Here is a 22,988-nt window from a genome sequence, read left to right as displayed (position 1 = left end):
CGGGGCCGCGGCCACGCCCGGCCAGGGGCTACGCGTGCTGGTAGGCCACCAGCGAGATCCCCACGTAGTGCGCGATGAAGGCCACCAGGGTGAAGGCGTGGAAGACCTCGTGGAAGCCGAACCAGCGCGGCGACGGGTTGGGGCGCTTGAGGCCGTAGATCACGCCGCCCGCGCTGTAGAGGACCCCGCCGACGATCACCAGGACGAGTACGGCGACGCCGCCCGCCCGCATGAACTCGGGGAGGTAGAAGACGGCCGCCCAGCCCATGGCGAGATAGCAGGGGGTGTAGAGCCAGCGCGGTGCGCCCACCCAGAAGACCCGGAAGGCTATGCCCGCCGCCGCGGCGGCCCAGATGCCCCACAGCAGCCACTTCCCCTGGGCGCCGGGCAGGAGGAGCATCGTGAGCGGGGTGTAGGTGCCCGCGATGATCAGGAAGATGTTGGCGTGGTCGAGGCGCCGCAGGACGCCGTCCATGCGCGGGCTCCAGTTGCCCCGGTGGTAGAGCGCGCTGACGCCGAACAGCAGACAGGCCGTGACGGCGTAGATCCCGCAGGCGAGGCGTCCTCTGGACGAGTCGGCGAGGGCGGTGAGGGCGAGGCCCGCGACGAGAGCGGCCGGGAACATCCCGAGGTGCAGCCAGCCGCGCAGCTTGGGCTTGACCGGATGCGGCAGGGAGAGCGCCACGGGACCGCGGCCGTCGGCCTGCGTGTCCCTGGGCGCGTCAGAGGCGGACGCAGTCATGGACCGCATCGTACCTACGGGACCGTAAGTTACGCATCAGTAGCGGAACCGGGCGGACGGCGTGTGGTCATCGTCTCACGGGATGCCCGCCCCGGCGTTTCCCGTGCGCGCCGACCGCACGCCCGCGTCCGCTCCGGCGGTCGCCGGAGTAAAAGAAGTTTCAGGCGAACTCCAGGCGCACGCAAAAAAACACGGAGGCGGCCCCTGGTACGTGGCGATCCTCACCCCGCTCAGGTGTGAGGCCCTCTGGACATATGGGCGCTTTCATCGGATGATCAAATGAGTGCGGTCGGCACCGGATGAGCAGCGTGAGCTCCTCGCGTGACGCATCCGGGTCGCAGCCCCCACGGGGCCTCCAACACAAAACCCCTCATTTAGGAGCAAACGTGGCGCGCGACATCGCGGCTCCCCCCGTCGTCCCCACCCAGCACCAGGAGCTGATCTCGTGGGTGGACGAGATCGCCGAACTGACGCAGCCGGACAACGTGGTCTGGTGTGACGGATCCGAGGCCGAGTACGAGCGCCTGTGCGAGGAGCTCGTGGCGAAGGGCACCTTCAGGAAGCTCGACCCGGTCAAGCGCCCCAACTCCTACTACGCGGCCTCCGACCCGTCCGACGTCGCCCGCGTCGAGGACCGCACCTTCATCTGCTCCGCCGAGGAGGAGGACGCCGGCCCGACCAACCACTGGAAGGACCCCGCCGAGATGCGGGAGATCTTCCGGGGAACGGGCGGCGAGGGCGGCCTGTTCCGCGGCTCCATGCGCGGCCGGACCATGTACGTCGTGCCCTTCTGCATGGGCCCCCTCGGCTCGCCGCTGTCCGCGCTCGGCGTGGAGATCACCGACTCCGCCTACGTCGCCGTCTCCATGCGCACCATGACCCGCATGGGACAGCCGGTCCTGGACGAGCTCGGTGACGACGGCTTCTTCGTCAAGGCCGTGCACACCCTCGGCGCCCCGCTGGCCGAGGGCCAGGAGGACGTCCCCTGGCCGTGCAACAGCACCAAGTACATCTCGCACTTCCCCGAGGACCGCGAGATCTGGTCCTACGGCTCCGGCTACGGCGGCAACGCCCTGCTCGGCAAGAAGTGCTACGCCCTGCGCATCGCCTCCGTCATGGCCCGCGACGAGGGCTGGCTCGCCGAGCACATGCTCGTGCTGAAGCTGACCCCGCCCACCGGGGAGCCCAAGTACGTCGCCGCCGCCTTCCCGTCGGCCTGCGGCAAGACCAACCTCGCCATGCTGGAGCCCACGATCTCCGGCTGGACCGTGGAGACCATCGGCGACGACATCGCCTGGATGCGCTTCGGCGAGGACGGCCGCCTGTACGCGATCAACCCCGAGGCCGGCTTCTTCGGCGTCGCGCCCGGCACCGGTGAGCACACCAACGCCAACGCGATGAAGACCCTGTGGGGCAACTCCGTCTTCACCAACGTCGCCCTCACCGACGACGGCGACGTGTGGTGGGAGGGCATGACCGAGGAGACCCCGGCCCACCTGACGGACTGGAAGGGCAACGACTGGACGCCCGAGTCCGGCACCCCGGCCGCGCACCCCAACGCCCGCTTCACCACGCCCGCCGCGCAGTGCCCGATCATCGCGCCGGAGTGGGAGGACCCCAAGGGCGTGCCGATCTCGGCGATCCTCTTCGGCGGCCGCCGCGCCACCGCGGTGCCGCTGGTCACCGAGTCCTTCGACTGGAACCACGGCGTCTTCCTCGGCGCCAACGTCGCCTCCGAGAAGACCGCCGCCGCCGAGGGCAAGGTCGGCGAGCTGCGCCGCGACCCGTTCGCCATGCTGCCGTTCTGCGGCTACAACATGGGCGACTACATGGGCCACTGGATCGACGTGGCGAAGGACAAGGACCAGTCCAAGCTGCCCAAGATCTACTACGTCAACTGGTTCCGCAAGGACGACGAGGGCAGGTTCGTCTGGCCCGGCTTCGGTGAGAACAGCCGCGTCCTGAAGTGGATCGTGGAGCGCCTGGAGGGCAAGGCGGACGGCGTCGAGACCCCGATCGGCGTCCTGCCGACCAGGGAGTCCCTCGACACCGACGGCCTCGACCTGCCCGAGTCCGACCTGGACTTCCTGCTCAGCGTCGACAAGGAGGTGTGGCGCGAGGAGGCGGCGCTCGTCCCCGAGCACCTCAACACCTTCGGCGACCACACGCCCGCCGAGCTGTGGGACCAGTACCACGCGCTGGTGAAGCGCCTGGGCTGATCCCCCTGGTTCCGCGGCCGGTCCGGCTAGCCCTGACCCGCGAAGTCGTCACGAAGGCCGGCCGCGAGGGACCTCTTCCGCTCCAGTAGCTCGATGTCCCGGAGCACGGAGAGGCCCCGCTCGGGCCGGGTCCCCGCACAACGGCGTGCGACGGACCCGGCCCTTCGGCATGTCCGCGCCGGTGATGAAGCGCCCCGAAGGGCCGCGGGGAACCGCGCGAGCAACCACACACGACCGAAAGCCGCCGACGGACAGACACCCCCGCGGTGCCGCAGCGGCCCGCCCGAGCCACGCGGTGAGTGGCGCCCGGTCCGCGCGTCGCTGCGGGTGCGCGCGGACCGGGGCCGTCGAGGGAGCCCGCGAAGGGCTCAGCGGGACGCCAGTTCGCGCGGCTCCAGGGCCGCGGCGTGGGCGTCCATGCGCTCGGCGGTCAGGATCGCCGCCGCCGTGTCGGCGCGGGAGGCGGCCACCACGAGGGCGCGGCCCGCCAGGGTGTGCGCCCGCCGGTGCAGTGCCGCCAGGTGCGATGCGTGCGGCGCGGTGGTCACCGGCGCCCGGACCGGCTCGTGACCTCCCCGCAGCCGGGCGACCTGCTCGGCGAGCCGGTCGGCCGCGGTGTCCAGCTCCTCGGAGGGCGCCGACGCGCGCAGTTCGTCCGTGGTGGCGAGCAGGGCCGCGAGATGACCCGCGAGCTGGATGTCCAGCTCCTCCTCACGGGTCCGGTGGGGGAAGTCCGAGGTGCCGCCGGCCACCGTGCTGTGGACCGACTTGCTGCGGATCGGTTCGTACATGGGACGGCCTCCTGAACGCTTACAGGAAGCCATCCTACATTGGAATCGATCTAAAGTTGAGTCGGCCGCAAAACAGGACCATGTGTATGCATGGTGCGGGGGTCAGGGCTGGCCGTAGCCGTCCAGGAAGCCGCCGATCCGGCCCACCGCCTCCCGCAGGTCCGTGGCCGTCGGCAGGGTCACCACGCGGAAGTGGTCGGGCTCGGGCCAGTTGAAGCCGGTGCCCTGGACGACCATGATCTTCTCCTGGCGCAGCAGGTCCAGGACCATCCGCCGGTCGTCCTTGATCTTGAAGACCTTGGGGTCCAGGCGCGGGAAGAGGTACAGCGCCCCCTTCGGCTTCACGCAGGTCACGCCCGGGATGCTGGTCAGCGCCTCGTGCGCCGCGTCCCGCTGCTCGCGCAGCCGCCCGCCCGGCAGCACCAGGTCCTTGATGGTCTGCCGCCCGCTCAGCGCCGCGACCACGCCGTGCTGGCCCGGCATGTTGGCGCACAGCCGCATGTTCGCCAGGACCGTCAGGCCCTCGATGTACGACTCGGCGTGCGCGCGCGGTCCCGAGACGGACATCCAGCCGACCCGGTAGCCGGCCACCCGGTACGCCTTCGACATGCCGTTGAAGGTGAGGGTGAGCAGGTCCGGGGCGACCGCGGCCGTCGGGGTGTGCACCGCGTCGTCGTAGAGGATCTTGTCGTAGATCTCGTCCGAGCAGACCAGCAGGTTGTGCCGGCGCGCGATGCCGGTGAGCCCGCGCAGCACCTCCTCGTCGTACACCGCGCCCGTCGGGTTGTTCGGGTTGATGACGACGATCGCCTTGGTGCGGTCGGTGACCTTGCGCTCCACGTCCGCGAGGTCCGGCATCCAGTCGGACTGCTCGTCGCAGCGGTAGTGCACGGCCGTGCCGCCGGACAGGGAGACGGCGGCCGTCCACAGGGGGTAGTCCGGCGCCGGGACGAGCACCTCGTCGCCGTCGTCCAGCAGGCCCTGCATCGCCATCACGATCAGCTCGGAGACGCCGTTGCCGATGAAGACGTGCTCGACGTCCGTCTCGATGCCGAGGGTCTGGTTGTGCATGACGACCGCCCGGCGCGCGGCCAGCAGGCCCTTCGCGTCGCCGTAGCCGTGCGCCGTCGAGACGTTGCGGAGGATGTCCTCCAGGATCTCGGGCGGGCACTCGAAGCCGAAGGCCGCCGGATTGCCCGTGTTCAGCTTCAGGATGCGGTGACCGGCCGCCTCCAGCCGCATCGCCTCCTCGAGCACCGGGCCCCGGATCTCGTAACAGACGTTGGCGAGCTTGGTCGACTGGATCACCTGCATGCCGCGAGCTTACGACCCGGTCACGGCCCGTGGGCCGTGTTTTCCACCACGCGGGACGTGTCGGCCGGGACGGCCGGCGCCGCACCCGACCGCACCCGGCGGGACGGATCCGGCCAACTGGCGGCCGGTTACCGCTCCTTGTTCCCACCCCCCTCCGTCATGACAATGCTCATGACAATCAGGTGCCGTCCGGAAGACCTCCGGCCGGCACCTCCATAGAGGGGACCCCACATGAACAAGCCTCTCCTTGCCGCGCTCGCCACCCTGGCCGTCGCCGGGGTGGGCGTGGCACCGGCGGCCGCCGCGTCACCCGCGGCCGACACGGCTCCCGTGTCACGCACGGCTCCCGTGTCGCGCACGGCTCCCGCGACACCCGCGGCACCCGCCGTCCGCGCCGTGACCTTCGCCGGCACCGTCTCGCTCAGCAACTGTTCGGGCTCCGTCGTCCGCCTGCCCGCCTCCGAGGACGACGACCCGGCCCTGGTGATGTCCAACGGCCACTGCCTGGAGACCGGCTTCCCGGCGGCCGGCGAGGTCGTCGTGAACCAGCCCTCCAGCCGGTCCTTCGGGCTGCTCAACGCCTCCGGCACCCGCGTCGGCACCCTGCGCGCCGGCAAGATCGCCTACGCGACGATGACCGACACCGACGTCTCGCTGTACCAGCTCACCAGCACGTACGCCCAGATCCGCAGCAGCTACGGGATCAGCCCGCTCACGCTCGGCGACACCCGTCCCGCGGCCGGCACCGCGATCACCGTCGTCTCCGGCTACTGGAAGCGGACCTACGCCTGCAACATCGACGGGTTCGCCTACCGCCTGAAGGAGGGGGAGTGGACCTGGAAGGACTCGGTCCGCTACACCTCCGCCTGCCAGACCATCGGCGGCACCTCCGGCTCGCCCGTCGTCGACAACGCCACGGGCAAGGTCGTGGCCGTCAACAACACCGGCAACGAGGACGGCGGGCGCTGCACCGAGAACAACCCCTGCGAGGTCTCCGAGAACGGCACGGTGACGGTCCGCAAGGGCATCAACTACGCCCAGCAGACCTACCGGATCCCCGCCTGCTTCGGCGCCGACAACAAGCTCGACCTCGGCCGCAGCGGCTGCGTCCTGCCCAAGCCGTAGTCAGCGCGGGCTCCGGCGGACCGACCGCCCGGCCAGGACGTCCGTCCGGCGCCCGTCCTCGATCACGAACCGCCCGTCGACCAGCACGTACGGGATGCCCGTCGGCAGCCGCCGCGGTTCCTCGTACGTGCTGCCGGCCGCGACCGTCGCCGGGTCGAAGAGGACCAGGTCGGCCCGGTACCCCTCGCGGATCCTGCCCCGGTCCGGCAGCCGCAGCCGGGCCGCCGGCCGCCCGGTGAGATGCGCCACGCACTCCTCCAGCGACAGCACGCCCAGCTCCCGGACGTAGTGGCCGAGGTAGTGCGGGAAGGTGCCGTAGGCGCGCGGGTGCGGCTTGCTGCCCTGGAGGATGCCGTCCGAGCCGCCGGTGTGGACGCGGTGGCGCATGATCGCGCGGACGTTCTCCTCGTGGCCGACGTGCTGGAGGATCGTCGGGGCCAGCCGGTCCGTCACCAGCAGGCGCCGGGCGACCGTCCACGGGGTCTCGCCGCGGGCCCGCGCCGACTCCAGGACCGTACGGCCCACGTACTCCGCCAGCGCCGGGTCGGTCGCGCCGGAGATCTCGATGGTCTCCCACTCCACGGGCACGCCGTGGCAGCCGTCGGAGCCGGTCACCTCCATGTGGTGCCGGATCCGCTCGGCGGTCCCGTCGTCCGCCAGCCGCTTCAGGACCTGCTCCGGCCCGCCCTCGCTCGCCCAGCTCGGCAGCAGCGCCACGAGGGTCGTGCAGCCGGGGGTGTACGGGTAGGTGTCGAGGGTGATGTCGGCACCGGCGGCCAGCGCGTCGTCCAGCAGCGTCAGCAGCTCGGGCGCCCGGCCCTTGTTCACGCCGAAGTTCATGGTGGCGTGGGCGAGGTGGAGGGGACAGCCGGCCTCGCGGGTCAGCTCGACCATCTCCTCGTAGGCCCGGAGCGCCCCCGCCCCGTACGAGCGGTGGTGCGGGCAGTAGTAGCCGCCGTACGACGCCACCACCCGGCACAGCTCCGTCAGCTCGGCGTCCTTCGCGTACATGCCCGGCGTGTAGGTCAGCCCGGACGACATGCCGATCGCGCCCTGCTCCATGCCCTCGGCGACCAGCCGGCGCATCCGCTCCAGCTCGGCCGGCGTCGCCTCGCGGTCCTCCCAGCCGACCGCGAGGGCGCGGACCGTGCCCTGCGGGACCAGGTACGCGGCGTTGACCGCGATGCCCCGGTCGAGCCGGTCCAGGTACTCGCCGACCGACCGCCAGTCGAAGTCGACGTCGTCGCCGGGGCCGTTCCACCCGGCGATGGCGCGGCGCACCTCGCCCAGGGTGCGGTCGTCGACCGGCGCGTACGACAGCCCGTCCTGCCCGAGGACCTCCAGGGTGACGCCCTGGGCCGCCTTCGCGCTGTGGTCGGGGTCGCGCAGCAGGGCCAGGTCGCTGTGGGCGTGCATGTCGATGAAGCCGGGGGCCAGGGCGAGGCCCTCGGCGTCCAGCTCGCGGCGGGCCCGGGGGCGCTGGCAGCCGGCGGCCGCCGCCTCCTTGACGACCGACACGACGCGGCCGCCGTCGACGACCACGTCGGCGCGGTACGAGGGCTCACCGGTGCCGTCGACGACCTCGGCGTCCCGGATGACCAGCTCTTCCACCAGGGCCTCCTCTAGAAGAACGTACGGATGTAGTCGACGACCGTCCCGTCCGCCCGGACGACCGGGATCAGCTGCCACTTGTCGAAGGACGTGCACGGGTGGGACAGGCCCATGCCGACCCAGTCGCCGACCTCCAGCTCCGCCTCCGGGGCCGTGGCCAGCCAGGCGTGCTGGTCGGACAGGCCCGTCACCGTGACGCCGTCCGCGGGGCGCTCGGGGCCGCCGTCCGCGGGGCGGACCACCTGGGCGAAGGGCAGGTGGAGGTCGTGGGCCGCGTCCCGCTTGCCGGCGTTGGTGAAGGCCTGCTCCGGGGAGGGGCGCGAGACGACCTGGGACCACAGCCGGAAGGCGGGCTCCAGGGCGCCCTCGGCGGGGACGCGGTTGAAGGGGGTCAGCTCGCGGTAGTGCCCGTCGTCGTGCGAGACGTAGGCGCCCGAGCGCAGCAGCTTCAGCACCGGCAGGGAGAGGTCCGGGACCTCGGCGAACACGTCGGCCACCGCGTCGAACCAGGCGCTGCCGCCCGCGCTGAGCACGATCTCGTCCAGTCCGGCGAACCGCCCGGCCTCGTCGAGGTCCACGGCCAGGGCGACCAGCCGCCGCAGCCAGGCGCGCACCCTTTCCGGGTCGGCGTCCGGCACCTCGCCCTCGTAGCCGGCGACACCGGCCAGCCGCAGCGTCGGTGCGGCGGCCACCGCGTCGGCGACCGCCGCGCACCCCGCCTCCGTGCGCACCCCGGTCCGGGCGCCCTCGCCGGCGGCCAGCTCGACCACGACGTCCACCGGGCGCGAGGCCCCCGCGCCGGCCAGCGCCGCGTCCATCAGTTCCACGCCGCGGACGGAGTCGGCGTAGCAGACGAAGCGGAAGTCCGGGTCGGCGTCCAGCTCGGCGGCGATCCGGCGCAGCGCGGAGGCGTCGACCAGCTCGTTGGCCAGGAAGATCCGCTTGATGCCGAAGGCGCGGGCCACCCATACCTGGTGCGGCACCGCCAGCGTGATGCCCCAGGCGCCGTGCTCGATCTGCCGGTGGAAGAGCTGGGGGGCCATGGAGGTCTTGCCGTGCGGGGCGAAGGCGAGGCCGTGCCGGGCGGCGTACGTCTCCATGAGCTTCAGGTTGTGCTCCAGGCGCTCGGCCGAGAGGGCCAGCACGGGGGTGGTGAAGCCGCCGGTGAAGAGGTCGCGGCGCTGGGCGGCCAGCTCGGCGACGGTCAGGCCCGCGGCGTCCGGCGGGAGGCCCTTGAAGCGGTGGTCGACGTGCTCCTCGGCCAGACGGGCGAGGGCTTCGGTGCCGGTGGCGAGGGCCATGGAGCCTCCCTGAGGTGGAGCGTTGCATTCTTTGCAACGCCCGTTGCGTATATCGCTCACTGCTGTCTAACATCTCGGCCAACGCGGGGTCAACGGAGCCTCCGCCCGTGACAGTCCGCCCGCGAAGGTCGAGGAGCCCCACCATCGTGACCGCCGACGGCCCCACCAGCACCGCCCCCGACGTCGTGGACGTCGTCGCGCTCGGCGAGTCCATGGTCACCTTCCTGCCCTCCCGCCCCGGACGCCTCGCCGACGTCCCCTCCTTCGACCGCGCCATCGGCGGCGCCGAGTCCAACGCGGCCTGCGTGCTGGCCGCCGCCGGGCACACCGTCCGCTGGATCAGCGCGGTCGGCGCCGACGGCTTCGGCGACCACCTCGTCGAGGCGATCGGCTCCTACGGCGTCGACGTCTCCGCCGTCCGCCGCGACCCGGACCGGCCGACCGGCGTCTACTTCCGCACCGCCGGGGACCGGGCCACCGACGCGCACGAGGTGGCGTACTACCGGGCCGGCTCGGCGGCCTCCGCGATGTCGGCCGCCACCCTGGACCTCGACGCGGTCCGCTCCGGACGCGTCCTCCACCTGTCCGGCATCACCGCCGCGCTCTCCGCCGACTGCCTGGGCCTGATGCGCGAACTGACCGCCCGCCGCCCCGGCCGCCCCCTGGTCTCCTTCGACGTCAACCACCGCCCCGGGCTGTGGCGCGACGGCGACGGCCCGGCGGTGCTGCTGGAACTGGCGCGCGGCGCCGACCTCGTCTTCGTCGGCGAGGACGAGGCCTGGGGACCGGGCGGCCCCGAGGCCGTGCGCGCCGCGCTGCCCGAGCCGGAACTGCTCGTCGTCAAGCAGGGCGCGAGCGGCGCCACCGCCTTCCACGGGGAGCACGTCACCTCCGTCCCCGCGCCGCACGTCGACGTCGTCGCCGCCGTCGGCGCGGGCGACGCCTTCGCCGCCGGGTTCCTCTCCGCCACCCTGCGCGGGCTGCCCGTGCGCGACCGCCTGCGCCACGGCCACCTGACGGCCGCCGCCGCCCTCACCGTCCCCGGCGACCTCGCCGCGCCCCCGGCACGCGCGCACGCCGACCGCCTGGCCGCCCTCGACGACGACGCGTGGGGGAGACTGCGACTCGGCCCCGGCTGGACACAGGCCGACGAAGGGGCCGACGAGGAGGTACGCACACCATGAGCCAGACCGTCGACCGCGCGCTCAGCATCCTGCCGCTGCTCGCCGAGGGCCCCGCCGACCTGGGCCGGGTCGCCGAACGGCTCGGCGTCCACAAGTCCACGGCCCTGCGCCTGCTGCGCACCCTGCACGAGCACGGCTTCGTCTACCGCCAGTCCGACCAGCGCTACCGCCTCGGCGCCCGGCTCATCGCCCTCGCCCAGGAGGCGATGGAGAACCTGGACGTCCGCGAGATCGCCCACCCCCACCTCGTACGCCTCAACGAGCAGGTCGGGCACACCGTCCACCTCGCCGTCCACGAGGACGACGAGGTCCTGTACATCGACAAGGTCGAGAGCCGCTACCCGGTCCGCATGTACTCCCGGATCGGCAAGCCCGTCGCCATCACCGTCGCGGCGGTGGCGAAGCTGCTGCTGGCCGACCTCCCCGAGCACGAGCGCCGCGCCGTCGCGGAGAAGCTCGACTACCCCCTCTACACGGCCCGTTCGACACCGAACGCCGACGCCTTCCTCAAGGAGCTGGCCACGGTGCGCGAACAGGGCTGGGCCACCGACCTCGGCGGCCACGAGGAGTCCATCAACTGCGTCGCCGCGCCCATCCGGGGCGCCGACGGCCGGGTGGTCGCCGCGATGTCGGTCTCCGCGCCGAACGTCGTCGTCACCGCCGACGAACTCCTCACCCTGCTCCCGCTGGTGCGCCGCACGGCCGACGCCGTCAGCGGCGAGTACTCCGGCAGGACCCCCGTGCACACCCCCCAGCACCACCCCGAGAAGGACACGGCATGAGCGACAAGACCGAGAAGACCGCCCTCACCCCCGCCACCCACACCGTCCCGCCGGCGAAGTTCTCGCACGGCGTCAGGAAGGGCAACATCCTCCAGGTCGCCGGCCAGGTCGGCTTCCTCCCCCACGAGGAGGGCAAGGCCCCCACCCCGGCCGGCCCGACCCTGCGCGAGCAGACCCTCCAGACCCTCGCCAACGTCAAGGCGATCCTGGAGGAGGGCGGCGCGAGCTGGGACGACGTGATGATGATCCGCGTCTACCTCACCGACGTCGACCACTTCGCCGAGATGAACGAGATCTACAACGCCTACTTCGAGGAGCAGGGCCTCACCCAGCCGCCCGCCGCGCGCACGACCGTCTACGTCGGCCTGCCCGCCGGACTCCTCATCGAGATCGACGCGCTGGCCGTACTGGGCTGACGCCCCCTCCGACCTCCCGTCTGCCTGTCACACGGCACGGCGCCCCCTCCCCGGGGCGCCGTGCCGTGCCCCGCCCTGCCCGAAAGCTTCATGCGTTCACCCAGAGGACCCCCCCGCATGTCCCTCCCGTCCCTCCGGCTCGCCGCCTCCGAGACCCCACCGCACACCGGCGGTCTGCTCACGCTGATCGACGGAACGGCGGGCCTGCTGACCGTCGCCGCGATCGGCATCGCGCTCCTGCTCTTCCTGATCATCAAGGTGCGGCTGCAGCCCTTCGTCGCGCTGCTCGCCGTCTCCATAGCCGTCGGCCTGCTCGCCGGCCTGTCGGTCACCGAACTCTTCGGCACCGTCCAGAAGTCCGACGCCGTCTCCACCATCGAGTCCGGCATGGGCGGCATCCTCGGCCACGTCGCCATCATCATCGGCCTGGGCACCATGCTCGGCGCGATCCTCGAGGTCAGCGGAGGGGCGGAGGTGCTGGCCTCCCGGCTGCTCGGCCTGTTCGGCGAGAAGCGCGCCCCGCTCGCCATGGGCCTGACCGGCCTGATCTTCGGCATCCCCGTCTTCTTCGACGTCGGCATCTTCGTCCTCGCGCCGATCGTCTACGCCGCCGCCAAGCGCTCGGGCAAGTCGGTCCTGCTCTACTGCCTGCCCCTGCTCGCCGGCCTGTCGATGACCCACGCCTTCCTGCCGCCGCACCCCGGCCCCGTGGCCGCCGCCGGACTGCTGCACGTGGACCTCGGCTGGGTGATCCTCATGGGCGTCGTCTGCGGCGTCCCCGCCGTGCTCGCCGCCTGGGCGTACTCCGCCTGGGTGGGCCGCCGCATCTTCGTCCCCGTGCCGCAGGACATGGTCGAGGCCGCCGAGGAGGCCAAGCGGGCCGTCATCGACGAGCAGCGCAAGGCCGGTGTCGCGCCGCGCGAGACGCCGGTGCCGCTCGGCACGGTCCTCGGCATCATCGGCACCCCGCTGGTCCTCATCCTCGCCGCGACCTTCTCCTCCATCGCCCTGGACCCCTCCACCACCCGTTCGGTGATCGAGTTCTTCGGCAACCCCTTCGTGGCCCTGACCCTCGCCCTGTTCCTCGCCTACTACCTGCTCGGCATCCGGCGCGGCTGGTCCCGCAAGTCCCTGGAGACCGTCTCGACGGCCTCGCTCAAGCCGGTCGGCAACATCCTGCTGGTGGTCGGCGCGGGCGGCGTCTTCGGCGCCGTCCTCAAGGCCAGCGGCGTCGCCCAGGCCCTCTCCGACACCTTCCACGACGTGGGCCTGCCGGTGATCGTGCTGTCCTACCTGATCTCCCTGGTGCTGCGGGTCGCCCAGGGCTCGGCGACGGTCGCCATCGTGACGACGGCGGGCATCGTGGCGCCGCTGCTCGCCGCGGGGGACCACTCCCAGGCGTTCACCGCCCTGGTCATCATGGCCATCTCGGCCGGCTCGATCTTCGCCTCGCACGTCAACGACGGCGGCTTCTGGATGGTCGCCAAGTACTTCGGCATCAGCGAACGGGACACCCTGAGGACGTGGACCGTGCTGGAGAGCGTGCTGTCGCTGGGCGGCTTCGTGATGGCGGCGGTGCTGAGCCTGTTCGTCTAGGACGGCCCCGGGGGCGCGTCGGCACGTGGTGCGTTGTACGCGTCCGATAACGATGCCGGGGCCGACTGTGCCCGGCACAGGATCGTCGACCATACTGCCCGCTGTGGAGCAGCGCATAGAGCCGAGCAGCCAGCCCCTGAAAGGCGCCGGGTTCGACCCGGCCTTCATCCCCGGGCTCACCGCGCCCGCGCCGTCCGGCGAACCGGAGGGGACGGGGGTGACGGGAGAGACCGCCGCGGAGGATGCCGCCCCCGAGAAGCCCGGGAAGCCCGAGACGAAGGACGCCCCCGCGGCCTCCGGCGCCGAGGGGGCGGCGGAGCCGGACGAGGAGGCGGTGGAGCCGGACGAGGAGGCGGTGGACGGGCCGGTCTTCGAGGCCGCCGACCGCCGCGCCCGCATCGTCGCCGACCACAAGGGCGTGCGACTCGCCCTCGACGACCAGGCGTGCGAGTTCCGCTGGGACGAGATCGGCGCCGTCGAGACCGAGACGGCCCGCTTCGGCAAGCGGTACACCGTCACCGTCCACACCCCCGACCGCCGTTGGTACCCGATCGAGGTCGAAGCGCCGTCCCGGAGCCGCTTCAAGGAGTGGGACGCGGCCCTGGACGAGGTCCTGGACGCGTACTTCGAGGACGGCGAGGCGGAGGCCGAGGCCGCGCCGGACGAGAAGCCCGGGGCGGAGCAGGGCACGGAGCCGGGGGCCGGCGCGGAGGACGGCGCGGACGGAACGGAGCGCGGGGCCGCGGCCGCCACCGAGTAGGCACATGGCGTGAAGATCCCCGCACGCCCTCTTGCCCGGCCGGCGGCTTTCCGCTTTCTTGAGCCGCATGGCGGACACCACGGGCAACACCAGGGACACCGGCGTACCCCACGGGGCCGGGGCCGGCCCGGCCCCCCGCAGGTCCGGTTGGCGCCACATCGGCCCCGGCATCGTCGTCGCCGCGACCGGTGTCGGCGCCGGCGACCTCGTGGCCACCCTCATCGCGGGCGGCAACTTCGGCTACACACTGCTGTGGGCCGCGATCATCGGCTGCCTGGTGAAGATCTCCCTCGCCGAGGCGTGCGGCCGGTGGCACCTGGCCACCGGCCGCACGCTGTTCGACGGCTGGGCGAGCCTCGGCCGCTGGACGACGTGGTTCTTCGCGGTCTACGCCGTGATCTGGGGCTTCGTCTACGGCGCGGCGGCGATGTCGTCCAGCGCCCTGCCCCTGCAGGCCCTGTTCCCGGACGTGATGGACCTCGAACGGTGGGGCGTGGCCTGCGGTCTGGTCGGCCTGGTCTTCGTCTGGTTCAACAAGTACGCCGTCTTCGAGAAGGTCATGACGGTCCTGGTGGGCGTCATGTTCGTGGTGACGGTCTACCTGGCGGTCCGGGTCGCGCCCGACCTGGGCGACGCCTTCGCCGGCCTCCTCCCGGTCCTCCCCGACGAGAAGGACTCCGTCCTCAACACCCTCGGCCTGATCGGCGGCGTCGGCGGCACGATCACGCTGGCCGCGTACGGCTACTGGGTCAACGCCAAGGGCTGGACGGACACCGGCTGGATGAAGGTCATGCGCCTCGACAACCGGGTCGCCTACGCCACCACCGGCGTCTTCGTCATCGCGATGCTCTTCGTCGGCGCCGAGCTGCTGCACTCGGCGAACATCGCCATCGCGAGCGGCGACAAGGGCCTGGTCCAGCTCGGCGACATCCTGGAGGACCGGTACGGCACCGCCACCGGCAAGCTCTTCCTGATCGGCTTCTTCGCCACCTCCTTCACCTCGCTGATCGGCGTCTGGCACGGGGTGAGCCTGATGTTCGCCGACTTCGTCGCCCGGCTGCGGGCCGGGACGGCGGCCACGGGCGAGAAGGTCGCCTCCGGCGAACGCGAGCGTTCCTGGCCGTTCCGCCTCTACCTCCTCTGGCTGACCTTCCCGCCGATCGTCCTGCTCTTCCAGGGCCAGCCCTTCCGGCTGGTCATCGTCTACGGCGTGCTGGGCGCGGCGTTCATGCCGTTCCTCGCCCTGACCCTGGTGTGGCTCCTCAACTCCTCCCGCACGCCGCGCGAGTGGCGCAACGGATGGCTGAGCAACGGCATGCTCGGCATCGCGGGCCTGCTGTTCCTGGTGCTGTGCGTGAAGCAGGTCTGGGACCAGCCGTGGTCGGAGTTCTTCCAGTAGGAAACCGCACCTTTGCGGTGATCATGCCGGTAAGGGAGTTTATTTACCCGCGTGATCCGGCCATCGCCCCATATTCTCTTGCGGTGAAGGATCTTGAGGGGCATCCTTTCGGCTGTAGACCGTGTGTCCGAAATGGAAAAAAAGGGGGGGCCATTATGGGTCTGAGGAAGAGGATCGCGGCCGCATCCGCCGTCCTGGTGACCGCCGGCGCGGCTGTCGGCCTTGTCGCTCCTACGGCGCAGGCGGAGACCCGCTGCAGCACGCTCTATCTCTGCCTGTACTACAACTCGAACCAGCAGGGTTCGTTCCGGGTGTTCGTCACGAACACCCCGGACTTCGCCGGTTACACCTTCACGGGTGACGGGGCGGGATACGGGCAGGCCGTGAAGAACAACGCCGCCTCCGCGACCAACGGGTTCCCGACGAGCAGTGGCAGGAGCGCTCGTATCTTCTACAACTCGAATTACGGCGGCGCCTACGACAACGTCGGCCCGTCCAGCGCCAGGAACCTGAACAACACGTACAACGAGAACGCCTCGTTCCTCTGGGTGACTTCTTGATCCGGTACGTCAGTGGAAATGCCGCCGGCCCTGCTCCCGCGAAGGAGCCGGGCCGGCGGCACGTAGGTGATTCGGGTCGGGAGCAATGGGTTTCGGTCTGCTGAGTGACAAGCTTCTGCGCTGCCGGCCGCTGGGAGTCGGAGCGGTGCTCCTCGCCGCCGTCGGCTGTTCCTCGCAGCACCCGGAGCCGGAGGGCGGGCGGACCGCCGCGCCGCGGGCCCCGGCCCTGCTGGCTTCGGCCGGTCTCCGGCTGCCCATCGAGGAGTACCTCTTCTCCGACGCCGAGGCGGGCAGAGTCCGACAGGCCCAGCAGACGCTGATCGAGCGCTGCGCGCGCCGCTTCGGTCTCACCTACGAGCCCGTCTCCGCGAGCCCGCCCGTCGGCCCCCGCAGCGTGATGGACCGGCGGTACGGACTCACCGACGCGGAGCTGGCGCGCGCGGACGGTTACCACCTGGGCGACCGCGACCCCCGGACCCGGCGGACGGAGGAGTTCGAGGTCCCCGAGGGGAAGATGCTGACCGTGCTGACCGGGAAACCCGGCGCTTCCGGTGGCCGCAAGGTCAACGGCGTCGAGGTGCCGGCCGGGGGATGTGCCGGCGAGGCCGGACGGGAACTGTCCAAGGACGGCACCCTCGGATCGAGCGATGTGGCGCAGGACCTCAACGGGAAGAGCTTCTCCGTCACCAAGGAGGATCCGCGGGTGCTCGCGGTGTTCGAGTCCTGGTCGCGGTGCATGAAGGACAAGGGGTTCTCCTATCCGGACCCGCTGACGGTGATGAACGACAGCCGCTTCCAGGGGCGGGAGTCCCATCCGCTCGAGATCAGGACGGCGGTCGCCGATGTGGCCTGCAAGGGGCGCGTCAACCTGGTCGGCACCTGGTTCGCCGTCGAGGTCGAGTACCAGAAGTCACTGATCGCCGAGAACCGGAAGGACCTGGCTCCGGTGCTTCAGGACAAGCGGTACGAGCTCGAGGCGGCGGACGCCGTCAATTCCTCCGGCTGACGGCCGGGCGCCCGCGCCGAACGGTACGACCGGACCCGCCTTTGTGGCCCTCCGGCCCGCGGAGGCGGACGACGCCTGCCCGAGCCCGCGTCACCGCCGCGCCGCACTCGGGGCGATCGTCCACGACGACCACCCCGAGTGCGCCCGCCTCCCGCCCCGCCACCGCCTGCGACGGGCGCCGCCGCGCCGCGGAGGCGGGCGACCCCGCCGAGGACGGGCGCGGCGGCGTCTTGGGCAGGCCGGCTACGGCAGCGCGTGCACGTGCGCTCCCACCGCGTTCGACCAGGCGTTGCCCGCCGTCGCGTCCCAGTTCGTGGACCAGGTCATCGCGCCCCGCAGGGACGGGTACGTCTTCGACGGCTTGAAGGTGCCGCAGTTCACGCCCTTGGTCAGGCAGTCGAGGGCGTTGTTCACGACGCTCGGCGCCACGTAGCCGCCGCCGGCGGCGCGGGTGGAGGCCGGCAGGCCGAGCCCCACCTGGGACGGGTCGAGGCCGCCCTCGAGCTGGATGCAGGCCAGGGCGGTGAGGAAGTCGACCGTGCCCTGCGAGTACACCTTGCCGTCGCAGCCCAGCATGGAACCGCTGTTGTAGTACTGCATGTTGACGACGGTGAGGATGTCCTTCACGTTCAGCGCCGTCCTGAAGTACGCGGCGGACGTCGACTGCATGTCGATGGTCTGCGGAGCCATGGTGAGGATCATGCCCGGGCCGGCCTTGGCCGACAGGGCGCGCAGGGCCTGCGTCATGTAGGTCGCGTTGAGGCCGTTCTCCAGGTCGATGTCGACGCCGTCGAAGCCGTACGTCTGCATCAGGGAGTGGACGGAGTTGGCGAAGTTGGTCGCGGAGGCGGAGTCGTTGACCGTGATGGTGCCCTTCTCGCCGCCGATGGAGATGATGACCTTCTTGCCGGCGGCCTGCTTGGCGCGGATGTCCGCCTTGAACTGGTCGACGGTGTAGCCGTTCAGCCCGGCCGTGTCGAGGTTGAAGGTCACCGCGCCCGGCGTCGTCGTGGCGTCCGCGAAGGAGACGGCGATGATGTCGTACTGCGGGGAGACGTCCGAGATCTTCTGGACGGCGGCGCCGTTGTTGAAGTTCTGCCAGTAGCCGGTGACGGCGTGCTTGGGCAGGCCGCTCCCGCTGCCGCCCGCCTCGGTCGTCCGCGCGGTCACGGCCGCGGACCTGGGGGACTCGCCGGCCGCGTTGGTCGCCGTGACCTGGAAGGAGTACGACGTCGAGGCCGCGAGGCCGGTCACGGTCGCGGTGGTGCCGGTCACGGCCGTCACCTTCGTGCCGTCGCGGTAGATGGTGTAACCGGTGGCGCCGGAGACCGCGTTCCAGGCCAGCGAGGCGGAGGAGGAGGTCGTGCCGGAGACGCTCAGCCCCGCCGGGGCGGCCGGGACCGTCGGCTCGGGTCCGGGGGTGTTGCCGCCGCCGTCCGGACCGTACACGGACACGTCGTCCACGTGGTAGGCGGACTGCCCGTACCAGCCGTGGGTGTAGACGGTCACGGAGGTCGTGGAGGACCCCGTGGTGAAGCTGGTGGAGAGCTGCTTCCAGGAGGCCGCGTCCGGGGTCCAGGTCGACACGTCGGTCGTCCCGGTGCCGGTCACGCCCAGGTAGGAGTACCCGCCCTGGACCCACGCGCTCAGCGTGTACGTCGAGCCGGGCTTCACCTTGACCGTCTGGGAGCACCGGGCGTTGTCCTGCCCGCCGGGCGTCGCCCTGAGCGCGGCGCTGCCGGTGTGCGCCGGGGAGGCGACGGTCGTGCCGCTGTTCGCGGAGCAGCTCCAGTTGCTCAGGCCGGACTCGAAACCGGCGTTGCTCACGTTGTTGACGTCCGCCGCGGACGCCTGGCCGACGGCCGTGACGCCGAGCGCCAGGGCGGCGGCCACGACACCGGCCACGGAACGCGCCCGCGTCCGTCGTCGTCCGCGCGGTCTGTGTACGGGCTCCACTGGGGCCTCCGGTGGGGAGTGGGGAGAGGAAGGGGGAGTACACGGTGGCCACCGCTGACGTACAAGGTGGTCCAGACCAATTGAGGGTGTCAAGAGTTAGGTACAGACCAACTGACCCTCCCCCTCGGCGTGATGGCCCGCCCCGGACCGGCCCGAGGGAACTGCCGGCCGGGCTCCGGTGCCACGTCGCCGGCCTGCTCGGGCGGGAGGGCGGGTGAGGGAAGCGGAATGCATGGTATGTGCCGGTATGTCGGCTCTTGCGCCCCGTAAAGTTCCTCTTGAGGTACAGAAACGCTGTTCTCCGGTCACACACGCGTGGATACAGTGCTCACGTAGTCACGCAGTGAAGTCGTCCGGGTGGGCCGTGGTGATGGCGGCCGGCCCAGGGGCAGGGAGACGGGGAGCCGCGCGTGCCAACTGCGATTGCCGTGACCGGCGCCGGGCTGGCGTTGCCGCCGCAGGACGAACGGACGCTGCCCGCGGTCGTGCTCCAGGACGTCGACCAGCGTCCGCTGGAGCAGGTGCTGGGCGAGATGCAGGCGCTCGTCGAGCAGCACGGGCACGTGATCGTGGTGTGCCCGCAGGGCCCGTCCTCCGGTGTGGAGCGGCGGCTCCACACCGTCCGGTCCCTGCTGGAGAGCGACCGGATCGCCCTGTTCCGGCCGGCCCTGCCGCCGCTCGGACTCGCGGTCCTGGCCCGCCAGTTACGGCAGCTGGCCTCCTGCGACCTCGGGCCCGGCGTCCTCGCCTCCGCGGGCCGGCTGCTCACCCACTACGTTCACGCCGGCGCGCTGCTCGGCTCCGTCGCCCGGCTCGACCACGTGCCCGTGGGCCTCAAGTCGCACGCCAAGTCGTGGGTGCCGGGCAGCCAGTTCGGCGTCGTGGCGCACCCCGAGCCGCAGTTGGTGCGGATCACCCCCGGCGCGGCCCTCACCGGACCCGACTTCGGGACCTCGCTGGTCGTGGCCAAGGGGCAGCTCGCCTCCGACTGGGTCACCGGCACCCTCGCCCCGTCCTGGAAGGTGCAGGGGGTGCGTGAGGCGCCGCTGCCGGCGGAGTCCCCGGAGTGGTGGGGGACCGGCAAGGTGACCGAGTTCTGCGCCTACCTGCCCGACCTGTCGGTCCTCTACCAGCTCGTCACCTCCGTACGGCGGAGCGCCTGCCACTGGTGCGGCATCGAGGTCATCGGCGACCGCTGCGTGTTCTGTTCCGCGACACCGCCCGTTCACGACGGTCTCCCCGGCCCCGCACCCGGCACGGGCGGCGGTCCGGGGACGGGGCATCGGGCCCGCCGCGAACTCACCCGAGGCAGACGCGCCTCGACGGGGTAGGTCCGTCCCGTGCAGACCGTCCCGCCATCCGACCCGGCTCGACCGATTCCCCCAACGAGGTTGCACGGTTCATGAACTCCCGTCAGCGCCGCGGCATCATCCTGCTGATCCTGTCGGTCCTCTGCGCCCTCGGCGCCTTCGCCGGCGTGCTGTCCGTCGTCGACGACGTGAAGTCCAAGGTCGGCCCCGAGGTCACCGCGTACCAGGTGAAGAACGACGTGGCGCCCTACACGTCCCTCAGGGCGGACCAGTTCGAGAAGATCGAGATGCCCGAGCGCTGGCTGTCGGAGAACGCGGTCACCGACCTCTCCCGGATCCGCGGCAAGATCGCCGTGACGACGCTGAAGGGGGGCTCGCTGCTGCAGAGCGACATGATCGTCGACCAGCCCGCCCTGCAGCCCGGACAGCAGGAGGTCGCCATCATGATCGACGCGGCGACCGGCGTCGCCGGCAAGATCACGCCGGGCGCCACCGTGAACGTGTACGCCACCTTCGAGGGGGAGCGCGACACCACCCCCGACCAGTCCAAGATCATCGTGACGAACGCCAAGGTCATCGACGTCGGCGAACTCACCTCGCTCCAGCCCGGCGAGAAGAGCGGTGAGCGCCGGGCCACCGAAGCGGTCCCCATCACCTTCGCCCTGTCCACCCTCGACGCCCAGCGCATCACCTACGCCGAGTCGTTCGCCCAGCGGGTCCGGCTCGCGCTCGTGGCACCGGGCAGCGACACCACGGTCCCGGACAAGGACCGTACGTACGAACTCGCGAAGGACAAGTGAGAGGCCCGCATGCCCACGAGGATCCTCCCGGCAGTCGGCGACGCGGACGCCGTACGGTCCATCACGACCCTGCTCAGCCAGCTCCCCGACGCCGAACCGGTCGCCCCGGTGACCGACTCCACCCAGCTCGTCGACACCCTGGCCCGGCTGGCCGCCGAGTCGGTCGACGAGCTGCCCGAGGTCGTCGTGGTGCACGAGCGGATCGGCCCGGTCCCGGCGCTGGAGCTGATCCGCGAGGTCGCCCTGCGCTTCCCGGCCGTCGGCGTCATCCTCGTCACCTCCGACGCGAGCCCCGGCCTCTTCCAGGCCGCCATGGACCACGGCGCCCGCGGCCTGGTCGCCCTGCCGCTCGGCTACGAGGAACTCGCCAGCCGCGTCCAGGCGGTGGCCCAGTGGTCGGTGGGCGTGCGCCGGCACCTCGGCAGCGGCAAAGACGTGTTCACCGGCGCCGGCGGCACCGTCGTCACGGTCAGCGGCGCCAAGGGCGGGGTCGGGGCGACCCTGACCGCCGTCCAGCTGGCGCTCGCCGCGCAGGCGTCGGGCCGCGCCACCGCCCTGGTCGACATGGACCTCCAGACCGGCGACGTCGCGTCCTACCTCGACGTCCAGTTCCGCCGGTCCGTGGCCGACCTGGCCGTCATCAACGACATCTCCCCGCGGGTCCTCGCCGACGCCGTCTTCCGCCACGACACCGGCCTCGCCCTGCTGCTCGCCCCCGGCGAGGGCGAACGCGGCGAGGAGGTCACCGACCGCGCCGCACGCCAGATCGTCAGCGCCCTGCGCTCCCGCTACGAGGTCGTCGTCATCGACTGCGGCGCCCAGCTCGGCGGGGCCGGTGCGGCGGCCGTGGAGATGGCCGACAAGGCGCTGCTGGTCACCACCCCGGACGTGGTGGCCGTCCGGGGCGCCAAACGGGCGGTGCGCATGTGGGACCGGCTGCAGATCCGCAAGGCGGAGGAGACGACCGTCGTCGTCAACCGGCACACGCGCGCCACGGAGATCCAGCCCCCGCTGGTCCGCAGGATCACCGGCACGGCGGTCGCCGCCACCACCGTCCCCGCGGGCTTCAAGGAACTCCAGGGCGCCGTCGACTCCGGCCGCATCCACGAACTCGACGGCAGGAGCGCCGTGAAGCAGGCCCTGTGGGCCCTCGCGGGCGAACTGGGGCTGGCCAAGGCGGCCGGGAGCGACCGCAAGGGCGGCCGGTTCCGCAGCGACCGCGGCTCGGCGGGCTTCCGGCGCCGGAAGGACGGTGGGGGATGAGGACCTACGGCTTACCCCGCCGGCGGGCGAGGAACGGGGACCGGTACGACGACCGTGGCCAGGTCACCGTCGAGTTCCTCGGCATGACGCCGACGATCGTCGTCACGCTGGTGGTGCTGTGGCAGCTCGTGCTCGTGGGATACACGTACACGCTCGCGGGCAACGCCGCGGACGAGGCGGTACGGGCGGCGACGGCGGCGGGCCCGGGGGCGCGGCAGGGGGCCTGCCGGGACGCCGGCCGGGACAAGCTGCCGGGGGCCTGGGAGGGGGGCGCCGGTGTGGACTGCTCCACCGCGAACGGGTACGTCACGGCCGACGTGCGGCTCGAGGTCCCCCTTCTCTTCCCGGGCACGGTCGGCTTCCCGTTCACCGTGCACGGGCATGCGGGCGCCGTCGAGGAGGAGGACGACTGAGATGCCGTGCTCCCACCGGAACGGACGTGCCCGCGACCGCGGCCAGGTCGCCATCGAGTACCTCGGCTTCCTCCCGGTCCTGGTCATCGTCGCCATGGCCGCCGTACAGCTGGGCCTCATCGCCTACACCGCGCAGCAGGCCGGCACCGCGGCCCGCGCCGGCGCCCGGGGGGCCTCGCTCCAGGGGAGCGCCCAGGAGGCCTGCGCCACGGCGGTCAGCGACTGGCTGGCCGACGGCACCGACTGCCCGTCCTCGTACGGCGGGGACGAGGTCACGGTCACCGCCTCCGTCGACATCCCCTCCATCGTCCCGGGCTGGGACTTCGGGGACGCGACCAGGACGGCGACCATGCCGCTCGACCACCGAGCGGACGAGTGACCCATGACCGGTGACCACGTGAGCAGTGACCGCGTGAACGAGGAGCAAGGAGCACCGGACG

21 protein-coding genes are annotated in these 22,988 nt (G+C 71.8%); 15 read left to right on the top strand and 6 right to left on the bottom strand.

What is annotated here, in order from left to right:
• Positions 1-28: 28 nt before the first annotated feature.
• Positions 29-742, bottom strand: a complete 714-nt coding sequence (gene trhA, locus ACZ4V6_RS14165) for a PAQR family membrane homeostasis protein TrhA (protein WP_467826460.1) — start codon at positions 740-742, stop codon at positions 29-31.
• Positions 743-1,128: 386 nt separating this feature from the next.
• Here trhA and ACZ4V6_RS14160 point away from each other — a divergent pair, with 386 nt between their 5' ends.
• Positions 1,129-2,961: a phosphoenolpyruvate carboxykinase (GTP) gene (locus ACZ4V6_RS14160; protein WP_467826458.1), complete on the top strand. Its 1,833-nt coding sequence runs from the start codon at positions 1,129-1,131 to the stop codon at positions 2,959-2,961.
• A 368-nt stretch (positions 2,962-3,329) separates the two neighbouring features.
• On the opposite strand, the gene ACZ4V6_RS14155 is transcribed toward ACZ4V6_RS14160, so the two are convergent.
• Together ACZ4V6_RS14155 and ACZ4V6_RS14150 are read right to left on the bottom strand one after the other, a co-directional pair.
• Positions 3,330-3,752, bottom strand: coding sequence for an SCO4983 family protein (locus ACZ4V6_RS14155; protein ID WP_467826455.1), 423 nt, complete (start codon positions 3,750-3,752; stop codon positions 3,330-3,332).
• A 102-nt stretch (positions 3,753-3,854) separates the two neighbouring features.
• Positions 3,855-5,066 carry a pyridoxal phosphate-dependent aminotransferase gene (locus ACZ4V6_RS14150; RefSeq protein WP_467826452.1) on the bottom strand — a complete coding sequence of 404 codons (1,212 nt, stop codon included), beginning with the start codon at positions 5,064-5,066 and terminating at the stop codon, positions 3,855-3,857.
• Between the two features lie 231 nt (positions 5,067-5,297).
• Between ACZ4V6_RS14150 and ACZ4V6_RS14145 the strand changes: the two genes are divergently transcribed.
• Positions 5,298-6,191, top strand: a complete 894-nt coding sequence (locus ACZ4V6_RS14145; RefSeq protein WP_467826449.1) for a S1 family peptidase — start codon at positions 5,298-5,300, stop codon at positions 6,189-6,191.
• Here ACZ4V6_RS14145 and ACZ4V6_RS14140 read toward each other — a convergent pair whose 3' ends face one another.
• Together ACZ4V6_RS14140 and ACZ4V6_RS14135 are read right to left on the bottom strand one after the other, a co-directional pair.
• Positions 6,192-7,802 carry an N-acyl-D-amino-acid deacylase family protein gene (locus tag ACZ4V6_RS14140; RefSeq protein WP_467826447.1) on the bottom strand — a complete coding sequence of 537 codons (1,611 nt, stop codon included), beginning with the start codon at positions 7,800-7,802 and terminating at the stop codon, positions 6,192-6,194.
• A gap of 11 nt (positions 7,803-7,813) precedes the next feature.
• Entirely contained in the window at positions 7,814-9,103 is a 1,290-nt protein-coding gene (locus ACZ4V6_RS14135) for an amino acid deaminase (protein WP_467826444.1), read from the bottom strand.
• A gap of 146 nt (positions 9,104-9,249) precedes the next feature.
• Between ACZ4V6_RS14135 and ACZ4V6_RS14130 the strand changes: the two genes are divergently transcribed.
• The 8 genes from ACZ4V6_RS14130 (at position 9,250) to ACZ4V6_RS14095 (ending at position 16,806) form a co-directional block, all read left to right on the top strand.
• Positions 9,250-10,287: a sugar kinase gene (locus ACZ4V6_RS14130; protein ID WP_467826442.1), complete on the top strand. Its 1,038-nt coding sequence runs from the start codon at positions 9,250-9,252 to the stop codon at positions 10,285-10,287.
• Positions 10,284-11,069 (top strand): IclR family transcriptional regulator, encoded by a 786-nt coding sequence (locus ACZ4V6_RS14125; protein ID WP_467826439.1) that lies wholly within the window; start codon positions 10,284-10,286, stop codon positions 11,067-11,069. The genes ACZ4V6_RS14130 and ACZ4V6_RS14125 overlap by 4 nt, the downstream gene beginning before the upstream one ends.
• Complete coding sequence (locus ACZ4V6_RS14120) at positions 11,066-11,485, top strand: RidA family protein (RefSeq protein WP_467826436.1); 420 nt, start codon at positions 11,066-11,068, stop codon at positions 11,483-11,485. The genes ACZ4V6_RS14125 and ACZ4V6_RS14120 overlap by 4 nt, the downstream gene beginning before the upstream one ends.
• Positions 11,486-11,602: 117 nt before the next feature.
• A complete protein-coding gene (locus ACZ4V6_RS14115; RefSeq protein WP_467826433.1) occupies positions 11,603-13,081 on the top strand; it encodes a GntP family permease in 1,479 nt (492 codons plus the stop codon).
• 103 nt (positions 13,082-13,184) lie between these two features.
• Complete coding sequence (locus ACZ4V6_RS14110; protein ID WP_467826431.1) at positions 13,185-13,841, top strand: hypothetical protein; 657 nt, start codon at positions 13,185-13,187, stop codon at positions 13,839-13,841.
• 67 nt (positions 13,842-13,908) lie between these two features.
• Positions 13,909-15,240 carry an Nramp family divalent metal transporter gene (locus ACZ4V6_RS14105; RefSeq protein ID WP_467826428.1) on the top strand — a complete coding sequence of 444 codons (1,332 nt, stop codon included), beginning with the start codon at positions 13,909-13,911 and terminating at the stop codon, positions 15,238-15,240.
• A gap of 155 nt (positions 15,241-15,395) precedes the next feature.
• A complete protein-coding gene (locus ACZ4V6_RS14100) occupies positions 15,396-15,800 on the top strand; it encodes a peptidase inhibitor family I36 protein (protein WP_467826426.1) in 405 nt (134 codons plus the stop codon).
• Between the two features lie 85 nt (positions 15,801-15,885).
• A complete protein-coding gene (locus ACZ4V6_RS14095) occupies positions 15,886-16,806 on the top strand; it encodes a hypothetical protein (RefSeq protein WP_467826424.1) in 921 nt (306 codons plus the stop codon).
• Positions 16,807-17,049: 243 nt separating this feature from the next.
• On the opposite strand, the gene ACZ4V6_RS14090 is transcribed toward ACZ4V6_RS14095, so the two are convergent.
• Entirely contained in the window at positions 17,050-18,762 is a 1,713-nt protein-coding gene (locus ACZ4V6_RS14090; RefSeq protein WP_467826421.1) for a chitinase, read from the bottom strand.
• Positions 18,763-19,172: 410 nt separating this feature from the next.
• Between ACZ4V6_RS14090 and ACZ4V6_RS14085 the strand changes: the two genes are divergently transcribed.
• From ACZ4V6_RS14085 to ACZ4V6_RS14065, 5 genes are all read left to right on the top strand, one after another.
• Positions 19,173-20,093, top strand: coding sequence for a hypothetical protein (locus tag ACZ4V6_RS14085; protein WP_467826418.1), 921 nt, complete (start codon positions 19,173-19,175; stop codon positions 20,091-20,093).
• A gap of 71 nt (positions 20,094-20,164) precedes the next feature.
• Positions 20,165-20,872, top strand: a complete 708-nt coding sequence (gene cpaB, locus ACZ4V6_RS14080; RefSeq protein WP_467826416.1) for a Flp pilus assembly protein CpaB — start codon at positions 20,165-20,167, stop codon at positions 20,870-20,872.
• Positions 20,873-20,881: 9 nt separating this feature from the next.
• Positions 20,882-22,135: an AAA family ATPase gene (locus tag ACZ4V6_RS14075; RefSeq protein WP_467826413.1), complete on the top strand. Its 1,254-nt coding sequence runs from the start codon at positions 20,882-20,884 to the stop codon at positions 22,133-22,135.
• Positions 22,132-22,548 carry a TadE/TadG family type IV pilus assembly protein gene (locus tag ACZ4V6_RS14070; RefSeq protein WP_467826410.1) on the top strand — a complete coding sequence of 139 codons (417 nt, stop codon included), beginning with the start codon at positions 22,132-22,134 and terminating at the stop codon, positions 22,546-22,548. The genes ACZ4V6_RS14075 and ACZ4V6_RS14070 overlap by 4 nt, the downstream gene beginning before the upstream one ends.
• A 1-nt stretch (position 22,549) precedes the next feature.
• Entirely contained in the window at positions 22,550-22,927 is a 378-nt protein-coding gene (locus ACZ4V6_RS14065) for a TadE/TadG family type IV pilus assembly protein (RefSeq protein ID WP_467826407.1), read from the top strand.
• The last annotated feature ends 61 nt before the right edge of the window (positions 22,928-22,988 follow it).

This window comes from Streptomyces sp. NPDC029152, assembly GCF_055564355.1.
This window is presented reverse-complemented; position numbering and strand designations above follow the sequence as displayed.